Origin of the sequence: Lentzea kentuckyensis (genome assembly GCF_002150765.1) — a bacterium.
GTDB classification, from domain to species: domain Bacteria; phylum Actinomycetota; class Actinomycetes; order Mycobacteriales; family Pseudonocardiaceae; genus Lentzea; species Lentzea kentuckyensis.
Genome location: NZ_MUYM01000130.1, coordinates 1 through 16,136, shown reverse-complemented (window position 1 = coordinate 16,136; position 16,136 = coordinate 1). Strand labels below are relative to the sequence as shown.

The following is a 16,136-nucleotide window of genomic DNA, read 5'->3' as shown; positions in this document are numbered from 1 at the left end:
GACCACGCGCCGACTATGAGGCTGTGGACCGAGCACTCAGCGTCGCCGCATTGCTGGACCCCACCCATCAGGTGGTCCCCTTTCACGGCAGAGAATCCGAACTGCACGCCCTCACGCTCTGGCGCGACAGCCCAGCGCCACGGGCGTCTCTGCTGCTGCACGCTCCGGCGGGCGCGGGCAAGACCAGGCTGCTCCAGCACTTCCAGGACCAGTGGGACGACGACGCCCACGGCGGGCTGCTGCTGATCGACGACGCCGACCGGCTCGACTGGCCGGACGTCTTCGGGAGGCTGCAGGACACGCTCCGGCACGGACCGGCGCGCAGGCGGGTGCTGCTGGCGGCGCGGACCACGGGCTGGTGGTGGTCCTCCACCCGCCAGCGCATCGCGGACTTCGACCACGAGGTCACCGACCTGGCGCTCGCCCCGACGGTGCAGGACCGCGCCGGGTCGTTCACCCTCGCCTGCCAGCACTTCGCCAAGCAGCTCAACGTCACCGCGCCGGACGAACCGCCGCCGAACATCGCCGGCGAGACGGTGCTCGACCTGCACATGGCCGCGCTGACCACGGTCCACGGCGACCCGTGCGACGTGAACCGCACCCAGCTCGTCCGCCAGCTCCTCCAGCGCGACGACGGTCCCCGCAGCGGCCGCATCGCCGAGGACTACCTCGCCGTCGCCACCCCGGAGAACCCGGACCCTGACCTGCTCGCCCGCGCCGCGCTGCGGTGGCCGAACCTGCGGTCGGGGCTCGACCAGCTGATCGCGGACGACCCCGGGATCGCGCGCGACATGGCCCGCGACAGCCTCCGCATCACCGCCGAGATCGGCTCGTGCGCGACCGCCGAGCACCTCGCCCGGCAGATCTTCCGCGACGAGCGCTTCGCCGTGGACGCGATTCCGTCGATGCTTACCCTGCGCCTGATCGACCGCGCCCAGGACGTCCTCGAACGCGCCGAGATGTACGGGATGCTCAGCGCGCGCACGATGTTGTGCGGCCTGCGCCAGGAGTCCGTCGAGGCCTCCCGGCAGGAGGTCGAGTGCTACCGCGAGCTCGTGCGGCAGGACCAGGAGAACCGGCCGTTGCTCGCGGACGCGCTCGGAGACCTGGGACTGCGGCTCATCAACGCCCAGCGGCGCGACGAGGTGCTCGCGGTCTCGGAGGAGGCGATCGCGCTGTGGCACGAGATCGCGCTCGACGACCCGGAGACCACCCCGCAGCTCGCCTCCGCCCTCGAACAGATCAGCTACCGCTACCAGGCGCTCGGCCAGGACGAGGCGGCGATGACCGCGCTGAGCCGGGCCACCCTGCTCTTCCAGGAGCTCTCGAAGAACCACCCCGCGTTGTTCCGCGTCGACTTCGCGCGCGTCGCCGCCGCCATGGCCCGCCGCTATCACGTCGAGGGCGAGAAACAGCACGCCGCCGACTCGATGCAGCTCTCCATCGCGAACTGGCGGGTGCTCGCCCGTGAGGACCCGCGCTTCGAACCCGAGCTCGCCCGCAACCTCGTCGTGGCCGGCACCATGCTCGTCGACCTGGGCAGGGCCGAAGCCGCCGCCGACACGTTGAAGGAAGCGGTCGACCTCTTCCGCCGGCTCGCGATCGTCAACCCCGACACGTTCCGCGGCGAGCTCGCCGACGCGTTGATGCGGTACAGCCAGGCGCTGGGCGAAGGCCTGGACGCGGAGCTCACCGCGCGGGAAGCCGTGATGGCGTGGCGGGAAACGGGGGACCAGAAGGGTCTCGGCAACGCGTTGCTCAACGTCGCCCGGCTCGCCCGCGATCTCGGTGCGGTCGAGGAAGCCGTCGAGGTGTACCGGGAACTGGTCGAGCAGGACCTCGTCTGGAACCAGGTCGACCTCGTGATCGCCCTGGCGGCCCTCGTCGAGCAGCAACTTCGCCACGACCTGGACGAGCAGGCGCTGCGCACCGCCGACGAGTGCCTGGAGCTGTGCCACCGCCTGCCGTCCCAGCTCGTCGAGTTCTTCGGCGCGAAGCTGGCTCCGGCACTGGAATGCGCGGCTCGGGCACTGTCCGAATCGGACCATCACGTGCGGGCGCTGCGGATGTCCGAGTTCACGGTCGAGGTCTGCCGTGCGCTGATCCCGAGGACACCGCCGACCACCTATCTCTCGGCCGTGCAACAGCACGCGTGCAGGCTACGTGGCGCGGAACGGAAGGACGAGGCGAGGAACACCGCGCACACGGCCGTGGTGCTGTGGCACATGACCGGGCTGGACCTCGATCGGCAGGCCGGGTACGCCGACGCGCTCACGATCTACGCACGGCTGTGCGGGGAGACGAAGCACGAGGTGGGTAAAGCACTTCGGCTCACCCACCGCGCGGTGGAGATCCTCCGCGAGGCGGGTGAGCCGGTGAAGCTGGAGTTCGCCCTCGAAACGGCCGAGGAGCTCAGCTCTTCGTGAGCAGCGACCGCACGAAGAACGCGACGTTGGCCGGACGCTCGGCGAGACGACGCATGAAGTAGCCGTACCACTCGTCGCCGTACGGGACGTACACGCGCATGCGGTTGCCCTCGGTGGCGATGCGGCGCTGCTCCTCGGGCCGGATGCCGTACAGCATCTGGAACTCGTAGGAGTCCTTCGAACGCGCGGACGCCAGGTCGGCGGCGATCGCGATCAGGCGCGGGTCGTGCGAGGCCACCATCGGGTAGCCCTGACCCTCCATCAGCACCTTCAGGCACCGCACGTACGACCGGTCGACGTCGTGCTTGTCCTGGTACGCAACGGAAGCAGGCTCCTGGTACGCGCCCTTGCACAGTCGCACCCGAGAACCGGAGTGCGCGAGGTCGCGGCAGTCCTGTTCGGTGCGCCTGAGGTACGCCTGGAGCACCGCGCCGACCCACGGGAAGTCCACCCGCAGCTCACGCAGGATGCCCAGCGTGGAGTCCGTGGTGGTGTGGTCCTCCATGTCGAGCGTCACGGTCGTGCCGACGACCGCGGCCGCCGCACAGATCCGCCGTGCGTTCTCCAGCGCGATCTTCTCGCCGTCGATGGCCAGCGACTGGCCGACCGCGGACAGCTTGACCGACACCTCGGCGCCGTTCGTGAGCCCGTGCGACTCCAGCCGCCCCAGCAACGTCAGGTAAGCCTCGACGGTGTAGTTGGCCTGCGACTCCTCGAACGTGTCCTCACCAAGGTGGTCGAGAGTCACCAACCGTCCGTCGCCGAGCACCTCGGCGGTAACGCGGATGGCCGCGTCGACCCCGTCACCGGCGACGAACCGCTCGACGACCGGCCGGGTCAGCGGCGTCGACTCGACGAGCTTCCGCGCCCCCGCACTCCGGGACGCGGCAAGAAGACTGGATCGCAACATTTCACGTCCTAGGGGTGCGGGATGAAGGGCTCCTTCATCCACTTGTGGTGGATGAAGGAGCCCTTCATCGACTTCGGGCTTGGTCAGCCCTGGTGCGGGTGGAGGTGGGAGGTGGGTGCCGCGAAGGTCTCCTTGATGGAGCGCGGGCTGACCCAGCGGAGCAGGTTGTGGACCGACCCCGCCTTGTCGTTCGTGCCGGACGCGCGGCCGCCGCCGAACGGCTGCTGGCCCACGACGGCACCGGTGGGCTTGTCGTTGACGTAGAAGTTGCCGGCGGCGAACCGCAACTCCTCCTGCGCGTGCGCCACGGCGGCGCGGTCGCGGGAGATGATCGAGCCGGTCAGGCCGTACGGCGCCGCGCTCTCCATCTGCTTGAGCACGGCCAGGTAGTCGGCGTCCTCGAACACGTGGACCGCGAGCACCGGGCCGAAGAACTCGGTGGTGAACACGGAGTTCGTCGGATCCGAGCCGACGAGCACGGTCGGCCGCACGAAGAAGCCGTCCGAGTCGTCCGCGGTGCCACCGGCGGCGATCTCCAACGTGGCGTCGGCGCGAGCGGCCTGCAGCACGCCCGAGAGCTTGTCGAACGAACGGCGGTCGATCACCGCGCCACCGAAGTTCGAGAAGTCGGTGACGTCGCCGTAGGTCAGCGCCTCGACCTCGGCCAGGAACTGGTCCTTGATCTTGTTCCACACCGAGCGCGGCACGTAGGCGCGCGACGCGGCGGAGCACTTCTGGCCCTGGTACTCGAACGCACCGCGGATCATGGCGACGCGCAGCACGTCCGGGTCGGCAGACGGGTGCGCCAGGATGAAGTCCTTGCCACCGGTCTCGCCGACGATCCGCGGGTACGAGCGGTAGTTCGCGATGTTCGAGCCGACCTGCGCCCACAACTTCTGGAACGTCGCGGTGGAACCGGTGAAGTGGATGCCCGCGAGGTCGGGGGAGTTCAGCGCCACCTCGGACACGGCGAGGCCGTCACCGGGCAGCAGGTTGATCACGCCGGGCGGCATGCCGGCCTCTTCGAGCAGCCGCATGGTGAGGTGCGCCGCGAACGACTGCGTCGGCGACGGCTTCCACAGCACCACGTTGCCCATCAGCGCGGGCGCGGTCGGCAGGTTGCCGGCGATCGCGGTGAAGTTGAACGGCGTGATCGCGTAGACGAAGCCCTCGAGCGGACGGTGGTCCGTGCGGTTCCACACACCGGGGGAGGAGATCGGCTGCTCGGCCAGCAGGTTGCGGGCGAACTGCACGTTGAAACGCCAGAAGTCGATCAGCTCGCACGCGGAGTCGATCTCGGCCTGGATCGCGGTCTTCGACTGGCCGAGCATCGTCGCGGCGTTGAGCGTCTGGCGCCACGGGCCGGCGAGCAGGTCGGCGGCGCGCAGGATGATCGCCGCGCGGTCGTCGAACGACATCGCGCGCCACGCAGGGGCGGCCTCGCGGGCGGCCCGCAACGCGTCGGTGGTGTCCTGCTGGGTCGCGCCGGCGAGGGTGCCGAGGACCGAGCGGTGGTTGTGCGGCTGGACGACGTCGAAACGCTCACCGCCACCCATGCGCTGTTCGCCACCGATGGTCAACGTCAGCTCGAGCGGCTCCTTCTGCAGCTCGGCCAGCTTGGCCTGCAGCTCAGCACGCTCCGGGCTACCGGGGGCGTACTGCAGGACCGGCTCGTTGACCGGGGCGGGAACCTGGGTGACCGCGTCCACTCGCAACTCCTTCTGGGCTTGTTCGGTGGCTAAACCGTAAGACCGCCCAACCCCGCCCCCGTTGTGCAACCGGCCAAGATTCACCGGTTCAGATGTACGATCAGCCAACATTTTGGACACGCGGGGCCCCCGCGTGTCGCAAGTGGGTACGCGGGGGCCCCGCGTGCCGAAAGGCGGGGTGGCGGTGAGTCTGCGGCACATCTTGATCGCGCTCGGCGATCCCCTCGTCGAACTGCAGGTCGCCCCCAACGGCCTGGAGGTCGACGTGCGCGATGTCGTGATCATGGATCCGGACGACCCGCCGGACGTCGCCGCCGGCGACCTGGCGTTGCTGATCGGGGCACGTGGCCGGGCCGCGCTGCCGCTGATCAGGGCGGCCGGACGCGCGAAAGCCGCCGCCGTCGCGGTCAAGGAGTCGTCCCAGGCGCTCTCGCAGGCGGCCGTGGACGCGGGGGTGGCGTTGCTGGAAGTCCGCCCCGAGGTGCGCTGGGGACACCTGGAGTCGCTGGCCAAGGGCGTGCTGACGACCACGACCGACGACGGCGAGGTCCTCGGCGACCTGTTCGCGCTCGCGCAAACGATTGCGACCCTGACCGGCGGCATCGTCAGCATCGAGGACACCGCGAGCCGCGTGCTCGCCTACTCCCGGTCGTCCGACGAGGTCGACGAACTGCGCCGGCTCTCCATCCTCGGCCGCCAGGGCCCCGAGCCGTACCTGAAGATGCTGCGCGAGTGGGGCGTCTACAACCTCCTCCGCTCGTCCGAAGAGGTGGTGCGGATCGACGAACGCCCGGAGCTCGGCATCCGCCGCCGCATCGCCGTCGGCATCCACGCGGGCGCCCAGCCGCTCGGCACGATCTGGGTGCAGGAGGGCGACCAGCCGCTGACCGAACAGGCGGAACGTGCGCTGCTCGGCGCGGCCCGCGTCACCGCCCCGCACCTGATCCAGCAGCGCAACCAGCCCACGTCGAGGTTCCGCGAGAACCTCCTGGCCGCCCTGCTGACCGGCCGGATGGACGCCACGACGGTCGCCGGCCAGATCGGTGCCGACCCCGGGAAACCCGCCGCGGTGGTGGTTTTCGCGTTGCGCGGCGGCGAGGGCGACCGCAGCGAACACGAGCTGCGCCGCGCCGAGATGACCGGCCTGATCTCCGTGCACGCCGCCGCGTACCGGCGCAGCGCGCTGGTCAGCGAGTCCGGTGGCCGCACCTACGTGCTGCTCCCGGACCTCGCCCCGAACGCCCAACTCCTCAACCTGACCCGGGAGATCGTCACCACCGCCCGGCGGCACCTGCACACGTCCGTGCAGGCGGCGGTCGGCTCCACGGTGTCCACTTTGGACGAGGTGCGGATCTCCCGGCAGGAGGCCGAACGCGTGCTGGACGCGATGGCCCGCGACCTCGACGCCGAGGTGGCGACGCTCGCGGACGTTCGTTCCCAGGTGCTGGTGAGCGAGATCCTGGCGCTGCTGCAGGACAATCCCCGGATCCGCGATCCCCGGATCGAGGCGCTCGACCCGGAGCTCGCGAAGTCGTTGCTGGCGTACCTGGACGCGTTGGGTGACGTGCGCGCCGCCGCGGAACGGCTGCACGTCCACCCGAACACGTTGCGGTACCGGTTGAAGCGGATCGACCTGGACCTGGACGACCCGCTGGTCCGGCTGATCGCGCAGCTTCAGCTCAGGATGCGGTAGAGCAGCGCGCGTTCCGCGATCGTCCACGTCGTCGTGGTGAGCAGGTACAGCCCGGCGGCCAGCGGCAGGTACGCGGCCACCAGGATCGTCCCGAACGGCAGCACCTTGACCAGCCCGGTCATGAACCCCGGCGTGGGCGTGGTCGTCATGCGCGACTGCTGCCACTTGACGGTCAGATAGGCCACCACCGCGAGCAGGCCGAACAGCACGAAGAAGGCCCAGCTGAAAGTGCTCGTGAAATGAGCACTTAGCGGAACCCCGAAAATCGTCCCCGCCAGCAGGGGGTTGGGGGTCGTGACGACCTGGTACATGACCATGAAGAACGGTGCGGTGGCGAGCATCGGCAGGATGCCCGCGAACATCGAGACGCCGTTTTTCTTGTAGACCTTCTGCGACTCCTCCGAGAGCCGCATCAGGTCCTTGCCGTACTTCTTCTGCAGCTTCTGGATCTCCGGCGCGAGCTTGGCCTTGGCCTTCTCACCGCGCACGGCGGCGCGGGCCAGCGGGTGCAGCATCAGCCGCACCGCCATGGTGAACACGATGATGGCGAGCGCGGGCATGCCGAAGCTCGCCAGGGCGGCGCCCAGGTCAGCGAACAAGGGTTGGTTCTCCGTATCGAGTTGGGGATTTCGCGGACGTCAGAACGTCCGGCATCCCGGTGCTCGAGGACGGGGCCTGCCTGCTGCGTCTGGATTGCGCAGCCGCAGTTGAGCTGATCGTTGTGCTCGTTCCCGGATCGACAGCGACCGCGCTGGTGCTGCTGTCCGCGGCAGCAGCGCGACCACGACGATCAGTGCGAGGGCGAGCGCGGTCACGGCCGCGACGACCTCGGTCGGTGAGGAGAACAACGTGAAGGCGTAGAGGGCAGGCAGGAAGACCGCGAGCATCAGCATCGCTCGGTTCCTGGTCTCCGGCCGCCACATGCTCAGGAGGTTACCTGTTCTCGGGCACGACGGTCTCGAGAACGTGACCAGCCTCGTCGTACAACGTGAGGAGCTTCGCCTCGGCGCTGGACGGCCACCAGGTGACCGCCCAGCCCTGGTCGAGCAGCACGGGCACCTTCCTGCCGTCCGCGATCTCCAGGGTGGCGGTGCGCGCGTCGGGACGAACCCGTCCGTACGCCATGCCTGTGCGCTTTCCCTCGATGACGTCGCCCAGGTAGGCCACGAACTCCACGTTCGTCGAGATGAGTCGGGGGAACTTGTGGGCGCTGGTCCAGGACTCCCCTTCGAAGATGCAGAACCACATGCTCTCCGGGCCGGTCAGCATGACGAGGACGACGTCGCCGCGCCGGTCGGCGACCGAGGAGTTCACCTCGCCGGGGCCGGGCACGGGCATTCTCATTCTGCCGAGGGCGTCCTGACACCGGTCGACGGCCGCGCCGTCGGTGAGCGTGATCGGCGCGGGCGACATCCACCACACCGCACCGATCACCACCACTGCCGCCAACGCCGTCGCGGGCATGGCGTGGCGCCACCCGCGGCGTGCGGGCTGCTGACCGATCTCGTTCAGCAGCGCGTGCTTGCGGGCCTGCACGCGGATCGGGTCGAGCTGCGGGATCTCGGGCGTGATGTTCACCGGACCTCCTCCACGAGTGCGCCGCGCACGATGCGCTGGGCGCGGGCCAGCCGGGACTTCACGGTGCCGACGGGAATGCCGAGCACCTGGGCGATCTGCGTCTGGGTCAGGTCCGACCACGCGGCCATCTCCAGCACCTCGCGGTCCCTGCGCGGCAACCGTGACAGCTCCTCGATCACCGCCCTGGTCCGCGTCTCGGCGTCCACCTTCCGCGCCACGTCGTCCGCGTGATCGCCGTGCGCTTCGGCCGGAGGCACCCGATTCAAGGCGGCTCGGTACCGCGTGCGGGATCTTCGGTGGTTGCGGGTGACGCCGAGTGCGACGCCGTACAGCCACGGCAACAACGACCCCTCAACCGTCACTGTTGTGCGTTTGCGCCAGGTTTCCAGGAACACCACGGACATCAGGTCCTCGGCGACGGCCCAGCTGCCGGTGCGGCGCAGGCAGTACGCGAAGACGGCCTGCGAGTGTTGTTCGAACAGCTCGCCGAAAGCGTGCTCGTCCCCGCTGCGGACCCGGTCCCAGAGTTCTTCGTCGGTCACGGTTCCTCCCCTCTGCCCCGTTCATGTCCGCAGCGGGAAGACCGGTTCACGACTCGACGACGCCTGGCCGTTCGGGGTGGTCGTAGCGGACGAAGAGGTCCGCCACCGGTTCGTAGTCCTCGAAGGCGGGCAGCGTCCACTGTTCGGTGGTTTTGCGCTTCAACGCGCCAGGGGAGAGCCACAGGTGCACGGTGAGTTCGGCCGGCAGCCAGCGGTCGAGCAACAGGGTGCCGTCGACGATCACGACGCCGTTCTCCGGCAGGTCGACGTACTCGGCGCGGCTGGCCCGGTCGGTGGCCGCGTTCCACAGCGACGGCAGCACCTTGCCGTCCAGCGCCGGGTCGAGGACCTCGCGTTGCAGACCGCCCAGGTCGAACCAGTCGTGCCGGTACGAGTACGGGTCGGTGCGGCCGTGTTCCAGCCGCACCGACGCCGGTCGCAAGAAGTCCTCAGTGGACACCCGCTGCACCGCACGGCCCAAGGCGCGCAACGGTTCTACAACAGCGTCCGCGAGTTTGCCCGGCTCGGACGCGGGCGCGCCGTCGATCAGCACCCGCACCCGGCCGTCCAGCGCGCTGATGCGGCCGACGATCTCGGCGACGAGCGTGTCGAACGTGAGCGGACGTACTTTCAAGGCTTCCAGTCCGCCCAGGCCGTGTCCCACCAGATCTCGCCGGACGCCAGCATCTTCTCGATCTTGAGGCCCTCCGCCCTGATCGCCTCGGCCTCCTCCGCCGAGTACTTGCCGGAAGCGACCTGCTCCTCGAACTCGTCGAGGTCGCGCTGTGCCCAGGTGCCGTCCGGTGCCAGCGTGTAGTCCAGCGCGTGGTCGAGGGTCTCGAAGCCGTCCTCGACGCGGCGGTAGGGCGCCTGCAGGTTCAGGTAGTAGTTGCCGAACACCCGGTCGTCGCCCTTCCAGAACAGGTCGACGGAGTAGGCGTCCTGCGGGCGGTGCAGCATGAGCTTGCCGTGACCGCGCCAGAAGCCGCGTTCGGGCTTGTCCCACGGGTGCGGGTGGTGATGGTCGGGATAGGTGAGCCGGGTGCCCGGTTCCACGAACACCGCGAGCAGCCCCGGCTCGTCGACGATCACCCTGGTCGGCATCTCCGACCAGACCTTGCCGTGCAGCACCTCACGCCGCACGACCACCTCACCCGGCGTGAACGACCTCATGCGCTGAATTTACGTGATCACGGCGGGCCGCGTCCTGGGCCATCATCCGGCGCTTGAGCGCGGGCACGGAGTTGGTGACGCGCAGGAACGTCCGCATGAACGCCAGCACGATCCGGCCGATCACGGGCTTGTGGATCGCGCCGTTGCCGTCCATCTGCTCGCGCGACGCCAGCACGGCCTCGAACCCGTACTCGACCATCTCCCGTTCGTACTCGGCGATCGCCTGCACGACCTCCTTGCCGTGGTGGGCTTCGGTCAGCTTGCGGGTGAGCAGTTCGGCGTCCCGCAGCGCGGTGTTCGCGCCGATGCCGCGGCCGGGCGTCATGAGGTGCACCGAGTCGCCGATCATCGTGATGTTGCTCGCCTTCCACGGCGGCAGCGGCTCGGACGTACGGACCTTGATCTGGAACAGCGTCTCGGGGTCGCCGCGGCGGAAGAGCTCCCGCAGGTTCGGGTGCACCTTCGGCGTCATGTCCAGCACGACCTGCCTGAGCTGTTCCTGGGTCTTGCCCTTGAGGTCCGGGAACTTGTCGTGCGAGGCCGCGTAACCCCACATGATGTAGTCGTCCTCGGCACTCGTTCCGTCGAAGCGCATCACGTGGATGATCACGAACATGCCCTTCGGGCCGTAGAGCAGCGTGACGGCGCCGTCGGCCTGCGGTGGCAGCAGTGCCTCGGTCTCCGGCGTGATCGGCAGCTTGGCCGCGATCGTGGTGATGCCGGTGTCCACGATCTTCGCGTGTGGCAGGTACTGCTTGCGAACCTTGGACTGCGCGCCGTCCGCGCCGACCAGCACGTCACCGGTCTCGGACGTGCCGTCGTCGAAGAACGCGGTGACCGAGCCGTCGTCGTTGCGGCTGAAGTGCGTGAACGTCTTGTCGAACCGGACGACGTCCTCCAGGCCGTTGAGCAGGGCCGTGCGCATCGCGATGCGGCTGACCGAGTTCTCGTTGTGGGCCGGATCCGCGCTCCGGGGGAGCTCGGCGACCAGCAGTTCCTTGTACTTCTCGGTCCGCATGTTGATCCGCACGGCAGGCCGTGCGGTGGTGCGGACGAACTCGGCGAACACGTCGGGCGGTAAGCAGTTGTGCAGCGCCCTGCTGCCGTCCGGGCTGATCCCCACCCGGTAGCCGATCAGCATGCTGCGCGGCGTGCGGTCGCGTTCGAACAACGCCACGTCCACGCCGGCCTTCTGCAGCCCGTGCGCAAGGCACAGGCCCCCGGTCCCCGCTCCAATGATCAATACACGCATGACAGCCTCCCCAACTGAATCTCTTAGTTGGGAAGATATTCAGTTGTTGAGACTCTTGTCAATCGTCCTGACTGAGCCGTCTCAGCCGGGCGGTCGCGATGGCGAGCCGCACGTCGTTCGCCGGAAGCAGCCTGACCAGCTGTTCCAGTGCTTCGACGTCGTGTTCGCCGGAGTCGGTCTGGGTGAACGTCCACAGCGCGTTCGCGTCTCCGCGGGCCAGGACGGCCTTCCGCACACCGGTCGCGAGGTTGTCCCGTTCGTCCCGGACGACCGGAGCCTCGGAGCGGCGCAGCAGGGAACCGCGATACCGGGAGGCCGCCAGCGGCACGTCGCCGGCCTGGAGCGCGGCCCGCACGGCCAGGAAGTCCGCCTCGACGTCGGCGGTGAGCCGGTACGGCCTGGTCGACAACACGTCGGTGCCGAGCTGGGCGCGCAGCCGGTGCAGTTCGGCGCGCACGGTCGTCGGGTTGCCGCGCTCGCCGTAGAGCCGCAGCGCGAGCTGGTCGGCGGACAGCCTGCCGTCCAGCGCCAGCGCGCCCAGGATCTCCGCGTGCCGCAACGAGATCGGCACCTCGCGGCCGTCCAGCACGACCTTGGGTTCAGGGAGCAGGAACGACAGCGAGAGAACGCTGCGTCTGACGTGGCGTTGCCGTGGCACGCGCAGCAGGTAGCCCTGGGCGAGCGGTTCCAGCACCGCCTCGCGGCCGTCCGGCAGCTGGACGCGGTCGCCGGAGACGTCGACGCGGGACGGCAGCAGGCCGTACGGCTCGACCGCGACGACCCGGCCGGTCGGGCTGAGCAGGGCACCGGGCTCGCCGCGCAACGCCATCAGGTGCCGCATGTTGCGTGCGCGCAGCTCTTCGTCCTGCGCGTGCATCCGCGCGAGCATCTCCGACTCGGCGAGCCGGGCCGACGCCGACACCAGGGCCACCATCGAGGGATGGACGGTCTCGAGCGGGCCGCTCAGGTCGACGACCCCGATCGTGGAGCCACTGTCGGGGTCGCGGATCGGGCTCGCCGCGCACGTCCAGCGGTGGTAGGTCCGCACGAGGTGCTCGGCCGAGTGCACCGTGACGGCGGAGTTCACCGCCAGCGCGGTGCCCATCCCGTTCGTGCCCGCCGCGTCCTCCGACCAGAGCGTTCCCTCCGCGAGGCCGACGTCCTCGGCGCTGCCGCGGGTGTCGCGCGAGCCCTCGCACCACAGGATGTGGCCCTGCGCGTCCGCGACGATCATGATGTGCCTGGCCTCTTCCGCGAAGCCGAGCAGGGTCTCGCGCAGCAACGGCAGGCAGGGATGCAGCGGATGCCGTTCGCGCAGGTCGGGAAGCTCGTCGGCGGCGAAGACCGTGGGCGCGGTGTGCAGGTCGGGATCCACGTTGGCGGCAAGTGACCGTTGCCACGACGCAGAAATTACCGAGCGTGGCGAATCCACCGTGCGAGTACCACTCAACACGGCATCTCTGACTCGACTCAGCAACAGTGCGTGTTGCCCGGGTTCGTGGGTCACTGATCCATCCACGGCTTGCAACGAGCATGCAACGTTCTGCTGCCTATTTTCTCATTTCCCCTACTCCAGCCAGGCAGCGGGCCGTTCATCCACAGGAGTCGAGCATGACGCAGTACGCGGCACCGGGTCAGCCCGGCAGCGTGGTCGCGTACCGGCCGAGGTACGACCACTTCATCGGCGGCGACTACGTGCCGCCCGTGTCCGGTGAGTACGTCGAGAACGTCACGCCGGTGACCGGTGAGGTCTTCACGGAGGTCGCGCGCGGTACCGACGCCGACCGGGCCCGTGCCCTGCATGCGGCCAGCGGCGCCGCACGAGCGTGGGGGAACACCACGGCACGAGAGCGCGCCACCGTCCTGGGCGAGATCGCGGACCGGGTGGAGGAGCACGCGACCGAGCTCGCGGTCGCCGAGACGTGGGACAACGGCAAGCCGTTGCGTGAGGCCCTGGTGGCCGACGTGCCGATGCTGATCGAGCAGTTCCGCCAGGTCGCCGCCATCATCCGCACCGAGGTGGGCGAGGTCGAGCAGATCGGCCGCGACACCTGCGACTACCGCTCGTTCCAGCCGCTCGGCGTGGTGCACGAACGCCTGTCGTGGACGTTCCCGCTGATGAACGCCGGCCGGGTGCTGGCTCCCGCGCTGGCCGCCGGCAACGCCGTGGTGCTGGAGCCCGCCCTGCAGACGCCCGCGTCGATCCACGTGCTGCTCGGCGTGATCGCGGACCTGCTGCCGCCCGGCGTGGTGAACGTGATCACCGGCTCCGACGACCACCCGGTCGTGTCCGGCCGCTGCCCGAACATCTTCTTCTCCGACGTGGTCGCGCACCGCGACGGCTTCCTGGACAAGGCGCTGGAGGGCTTCGCGATGTTCGCGGCCAACCAGGGCGAGATCTCCACGGCGCCGTCGCGCGCCCTGATCCAGACCGCCGGCTACGAGGAACTGCTGAACCTGGCGACCGCTCGCACCGAGCAGCTGCGGATGGGCGACCCGCTCGACACCGACACGATGGTCGGCGCCGTCGTCAGTCTTGCGCAGCGCGATCGCGTGCTGGCGTACGTCGAACGCGGCAAGGCCGAGGGCGCGCGCCTGGTGACCGGCGGCGAGGCCTCCGGCCACTACGTCCAGCCCACGATCTTCGAGGGTGATCACCGCTCCGCCGTGTTCGCCGACGCCGTGCTCGGCCCGATCGTCTCGGTGACCAGGTTCGACGACCGCGACGACGCGCTGAAGATCGCGAACGAGGCCACCGCCCAGCTCGGCGCCGGCGTCTGGAGCCGCGACGTCGCGCGAGCGCACAACGTCGGCCAAGAACTGCGCGCCGAGCGGGTGTGGGTCAACAACTACTTCGCGTACCCGGCGAACACCGCCGTGCTCGCCGAGTACCGCCGCGTGAAGCACCTGCTGGTCAGCTACTCCGACCGCGCGCAGGGCTACTTCTAGGGCTTACTTCTTCTAGGGCTTAACTTCTTCCGGGGCCTACTTCTTCCAGGGCACCTGGGTGCTCGCGTAGAAGTTGATGCCCTGGACCTTCCAGCGGGGTCCCTGCGTGCCCAGGCGCGGTGCGAAGGTGCCCCAGTTGTGGACGCCGGCCGGTGCCCAGCCGAGCTCGGCGGCCACGGCGAGGCGCGGGAACGCCATGTACTCGATGTCGGCGGAGGTCCTGATGGTCTCCGTCCACAGTGGAGCCTCAACGCCCCGGACGCTGCCTTCGGTCACGCCGTCGAGGTACGCGCCGGGGTTCCAGCCGTAGGCGTCCTTGATCTCGACGAGACCGGCCCAGTCCTGGCCGAGCTTGGTGTTCTTGTTGTACTTCATGTCGAGGTAGATGCGGTTCGCCGGCGACATCAGCACCTTGTTGCCGCGCTGGGCCGCCGCGGCGACGTTCGCATCGGTCCTCTCGGTGCCCCAGAACTGCGGGATCGGCGCGGTGTCCTTGGTGGTCTTGATGAACTCGTGCCAGCCGACCGTGGTCTTGTTGTACTTCTTGACGATCGGCAGCACCCGGTTCATGAACTTGACGAAGTCCGCGTCGGGGGTGCTGAGGGCCTCGTCGCCGCCGATGTGGAAGTACGGGCCGGGGGTGATCGCCGAGACCTCCCTGACCACGTCCTCGACGAACCTGTAGGTGATCTCCTTGCTGATGCACAGGGAGGAGAAGCCCACGTCGGTGCCGGTGTAGAGCGGGCGCTTCTTGCCGTCGCAGTTCAGTTCGGCGTAGCTCGCCAGTGCCGCGTTGGTGTGGCCGGGCATGTCGAACTCGGGGATCACGGTGATGCCGCGGTTCTGCGCGTACTGGACCAGGTCCCTGTACTGGTCCTGGGTGTAGAACAGGTTGCCCTTGCGGCCGCCTACCTCGGTGCTGCCGCCGATCCTGGTCAGCTCGGGCCAGCTCTTGATCTCCAGTCGCCAGCCCTGGTCGTCTGACAGGTGGAAGTGGAAGTAGTTGATTTTGAAGGTGGCGATCTGGTCGATGTAGCGCTTCACCTGGTCCGGGGTGAAGAAGTGCCGGGACACGTCGAGCATGGCGCCGCGGTGCTGGTACCTCGGGTGGTCGAGGATGCTGGCGCCGGGGACGGTCCACGGGCCCGGCTGTTTGGTTTTGGCTTCCGCTTTGGTGGGCAGGAGTTGCCTCAGGGTGGCGATGCCGTTGAAGTGGCCCTGTGGGGTGTTTGCTCGGATGACCACCTGCTTTGGGGTCACGTCGAGTTGGTAGCCCTCTGGACCGGTTTTCGGGTCGGCGTTGGTCAGCAGGACGATGCCTTCGCCGGACACTCCGTCTGTGATCGGGAGTGCGAAACCCGTTGAGGGGCGGAGGATGCCTGCTAGGAGTTCTGCTGGCTTGCGGGCGGTGTCCTGGCCCAGCTGGATCTTGGCTGATGCTGTCAGCGTGAAGGTGATGTCCGGGCGGGGCTGGACCTGGACTGGTTGGGGGACCAGTTCCTGCAGCGGGGTTGCGGCTTCTGCGGCGGGTCCGGTCACCAGTACTCCTGATCCGGCTAGCAGCAGGGCTGTTAGTGCGGAGCGCAGTCTTTGAGGTTTCACGCCATCCTCCAGGGCAAGGGGGGACCTTGTGGTGGCGGCGAAGGGGTTACGGTTTCAGGGGGCGGGTTGGGATGTCAAGGTTTAGACCAATTGAGGGCGTCGCCCAAGCCAAAGCCGCGCTGGCGGCTAGAGGTGTTCCTTGGTCAGTTTCCGCCACAGGGCTGGGAGTTCTGCCTCGGTTTTGTGTGCTAGCTCCACCTCTTTGCCGTAGAGCAGGCCGAAGGTGAAGCCGTTCTCGTCGCCTCGGCCCAGGTCCAGCAGGACGGGGCGGGCTACTACCGAGTCCTGGTGTTCGCCCAGGG

General features: G+C 68.8%; 14 protein-coding genes. 3 read left to right on the top strand and 11 right to left on the bottom strand.

From position 1 onward, the window contains the following. The first annotated feature begins 23 nt into the window (after positions 1 to 23). Positions 24 to 2,426 carry a tetratricopeptide repeat protein gene (locus tag B0F77_RS41135; protein WP_086668490.1) on the top strand — a complete coding sequence of 801 codons (2,403 nt, stop codon included), beginning with the start codon at positions 24 to 26 and terminating at the stop codon, positions 2,424 to 2,426. Here the strand turns inward: B0F77_RS41135 and B0F77_RS41130 are convergent. Further along, complete coding sequence (locus tag B0F77_RS41130) at positions 2,413 to 3,336, bottom strand: proline dehydrogenase family protein (protein ID WP_086668489.1); 924 nt, start codon at positions 3,334 to 3,336, stop codon at positions 2,413 to 2,415. The genes B0F77_RS41135 and B0F77_RS41130 overlap by 14 nt on opposite strands. Positions 3,337 to 3,419: 83 nt before the next feature. Then, complete coding sequence (gene pruA, locus B0F77_RS41125; RefSeq protein WP_086668488.1) at positions 3,420 to 5,045, bottom strand: L-glutamate gamma-semialdehyde dehydrogenase; 1,626 nt, start codon at positions 5,043 to 5,045, stop codon at positions 3,420 to 3,422. Positions 5,046 to 5,208: 163 nt separating this feature from the next. Between pruA and B0F77_RS41120 the strand changes: the two genes are divergently transcribed. Beyond that, positions 5,209 to 6,738, top strand: a complete 1,530-nt coding sequence (locus B0F77_RS41120) for a PucR family transcriptional regulator (protein WP_245849322.1) — start codon at positions 5,209 to 5,211, stop codon at positions 6,736 to 6,738. On the opposite strand, the gene B0F77_RS41115 is transcribed toward B0F77_RS41120, so the two are convergent. Genes B0F77_RS41115 through B0F77_RS41080 form a run of 8 tightly spaced genes read right to left on the bottom strand, consistent with a single transcriptional unit; the run spans position 6,720 to position 12,715 of the window. Continuing rightward, positions 6,720 to 7,337 (bottom strand): YidC/Oxa1 family membrane protein insertase, encoded by a 618-nt coding sequence (locus B0F77_RS41115; RefSeq protein ID WP_086668487.1) that lies wholly within the window; start codon positions 7,335 to 7,337, stop codon positions 6,720 to 6,722. The genes B0F77_RS41120 and B0F77_RS41115 overlap by 19 nt on opposite strands. 39 nt (positions 7,338 to 7,376) lie before the next feature. Continuing rightward, on the bottom strand, positions 7,377 to 7,661 hold the full coding sequence (locus tag B0F77_RS41110; RefSeq protein WP_086668486.1) for a DUF6412 domain-containing protein: 285 nt from the start codon (positions 7,659 to 7,661) through the stop codon (positions 7,377 to 7,379). Positions 7,662 to 7,671: 10 nt separating this feature from the next. Continuing rightward, the gene (locus B0F77_RS41105) at positions 7,672 to 8,316 is read right to left on the bottom strand and encodes a hypothetical protein (protein ID WP_086668485.1); all 645 of its coding nucleotides are present in this window, start codon (positions 8,314 to 8,316) and stop codon (positions 7,672 to 7,674) included. Beyond that, on the bottom strand, positions 8,313 to 8,858 hold the full coding sequence (locus tag B0F77_RS41100; protein ID WP_086668484.1) for an RNA polymerase sigma factor: 546 nt from the start codon (positions 8,856 to 8,858) through the stop codon (positions 8,313 to 8,315). Before B0F77_RS41100 ends, B0F77_RS41105 begins: the two co-directional genes overlap by 4 nt. A 46-nt stretch (positions 8,859 to 8,904) precedes the next feature. After that, a complete protein-coding gene (locus B0F77_RS41095) occupies positions 8,905 to 9,492 on the bottom strand; it encodes a nucleoside/nucleotide kinase family protein (RefSeq protein WP_086668518.1) in 588 nt (195 codons plus the stop codon). Beyond that, entirely contained in the window at positions 9,489 to 10,031 is a 543-nt protein-coding gene (locus B0F77_RS41090) for a ribonuclease FAU-1 family protein (protein ID WP_086668483.1), read from the bottom strand. The genes B0F77_RS41095 and B0F77_RS41090 overlap by 4 nt, the downstream gene beginning before the upstream one ends. Then, on the bottom strand, positions 10,009 to 11,283 hold the full coding sequence (locus B0F77_RS41085) for an FAD-dependent oxidoreductase (RefSeq protein WP_086668482.1): 1,275 nt from the start codon (positions 11,281 to 11,283) through the stop codon (positions 10,009 to 10,011). Before B0F77_RS41085 ends, B0F77_RS41090 begins: the two co-directional genes overlap by 23 nt. A 58-nt stretch (positions 11,284 to 11,341) precedes the next feature. Then, positions 11,342 to 12,715: a GAF domain-containing protein gene (locus B0F77_RS41080; protein ID WP_245849321.1), complete on the bottom strand. Its 1,374-nt coding sequence runs from the start codon at positions 12,713 to 12,715 to the stop codon at positions 11,342 to 11,344. A gap of 179 nt (positions 12,716 to 12,894) precedes the next feature. On the opposite strand from B0F77_RS41080, the gene B0F77_RS41075 reads away from it, so the two are divergent. Beyond that, positions 12,895 to 14,232 carry an aldehyde dehydrogenase family protein gene (locus tag B0F77_RS41075; RefSeq protein WP_086668480.1) on the top strand — a complete coding sequence of 446 codons (1,338 nt, stop codon included), beginning with the start codon at positions 12,895 to 12,897 and terminating at the stop codon, positions 14,230 to 14,232. Positions 14,233 to 14,268: 36 nt separating this feature from the next. Here the strand turns inward: B0F77_RS41075 and B0F77_RS41070 are convergent, their stop codons facing one another. After that, a complete protein-coding gene (locus B0F77_RS41070; protein ID WP_281252613.1) occupies positions 14,269 to 15,771 on the bottom strand; it encodes a beta-N-acetylhexosaminidase in 1,503 nt (500 codons plus the stop codon). Between the last annotated feature and the right edge of the window lie 365 nt (positions 15,772 to 16,136).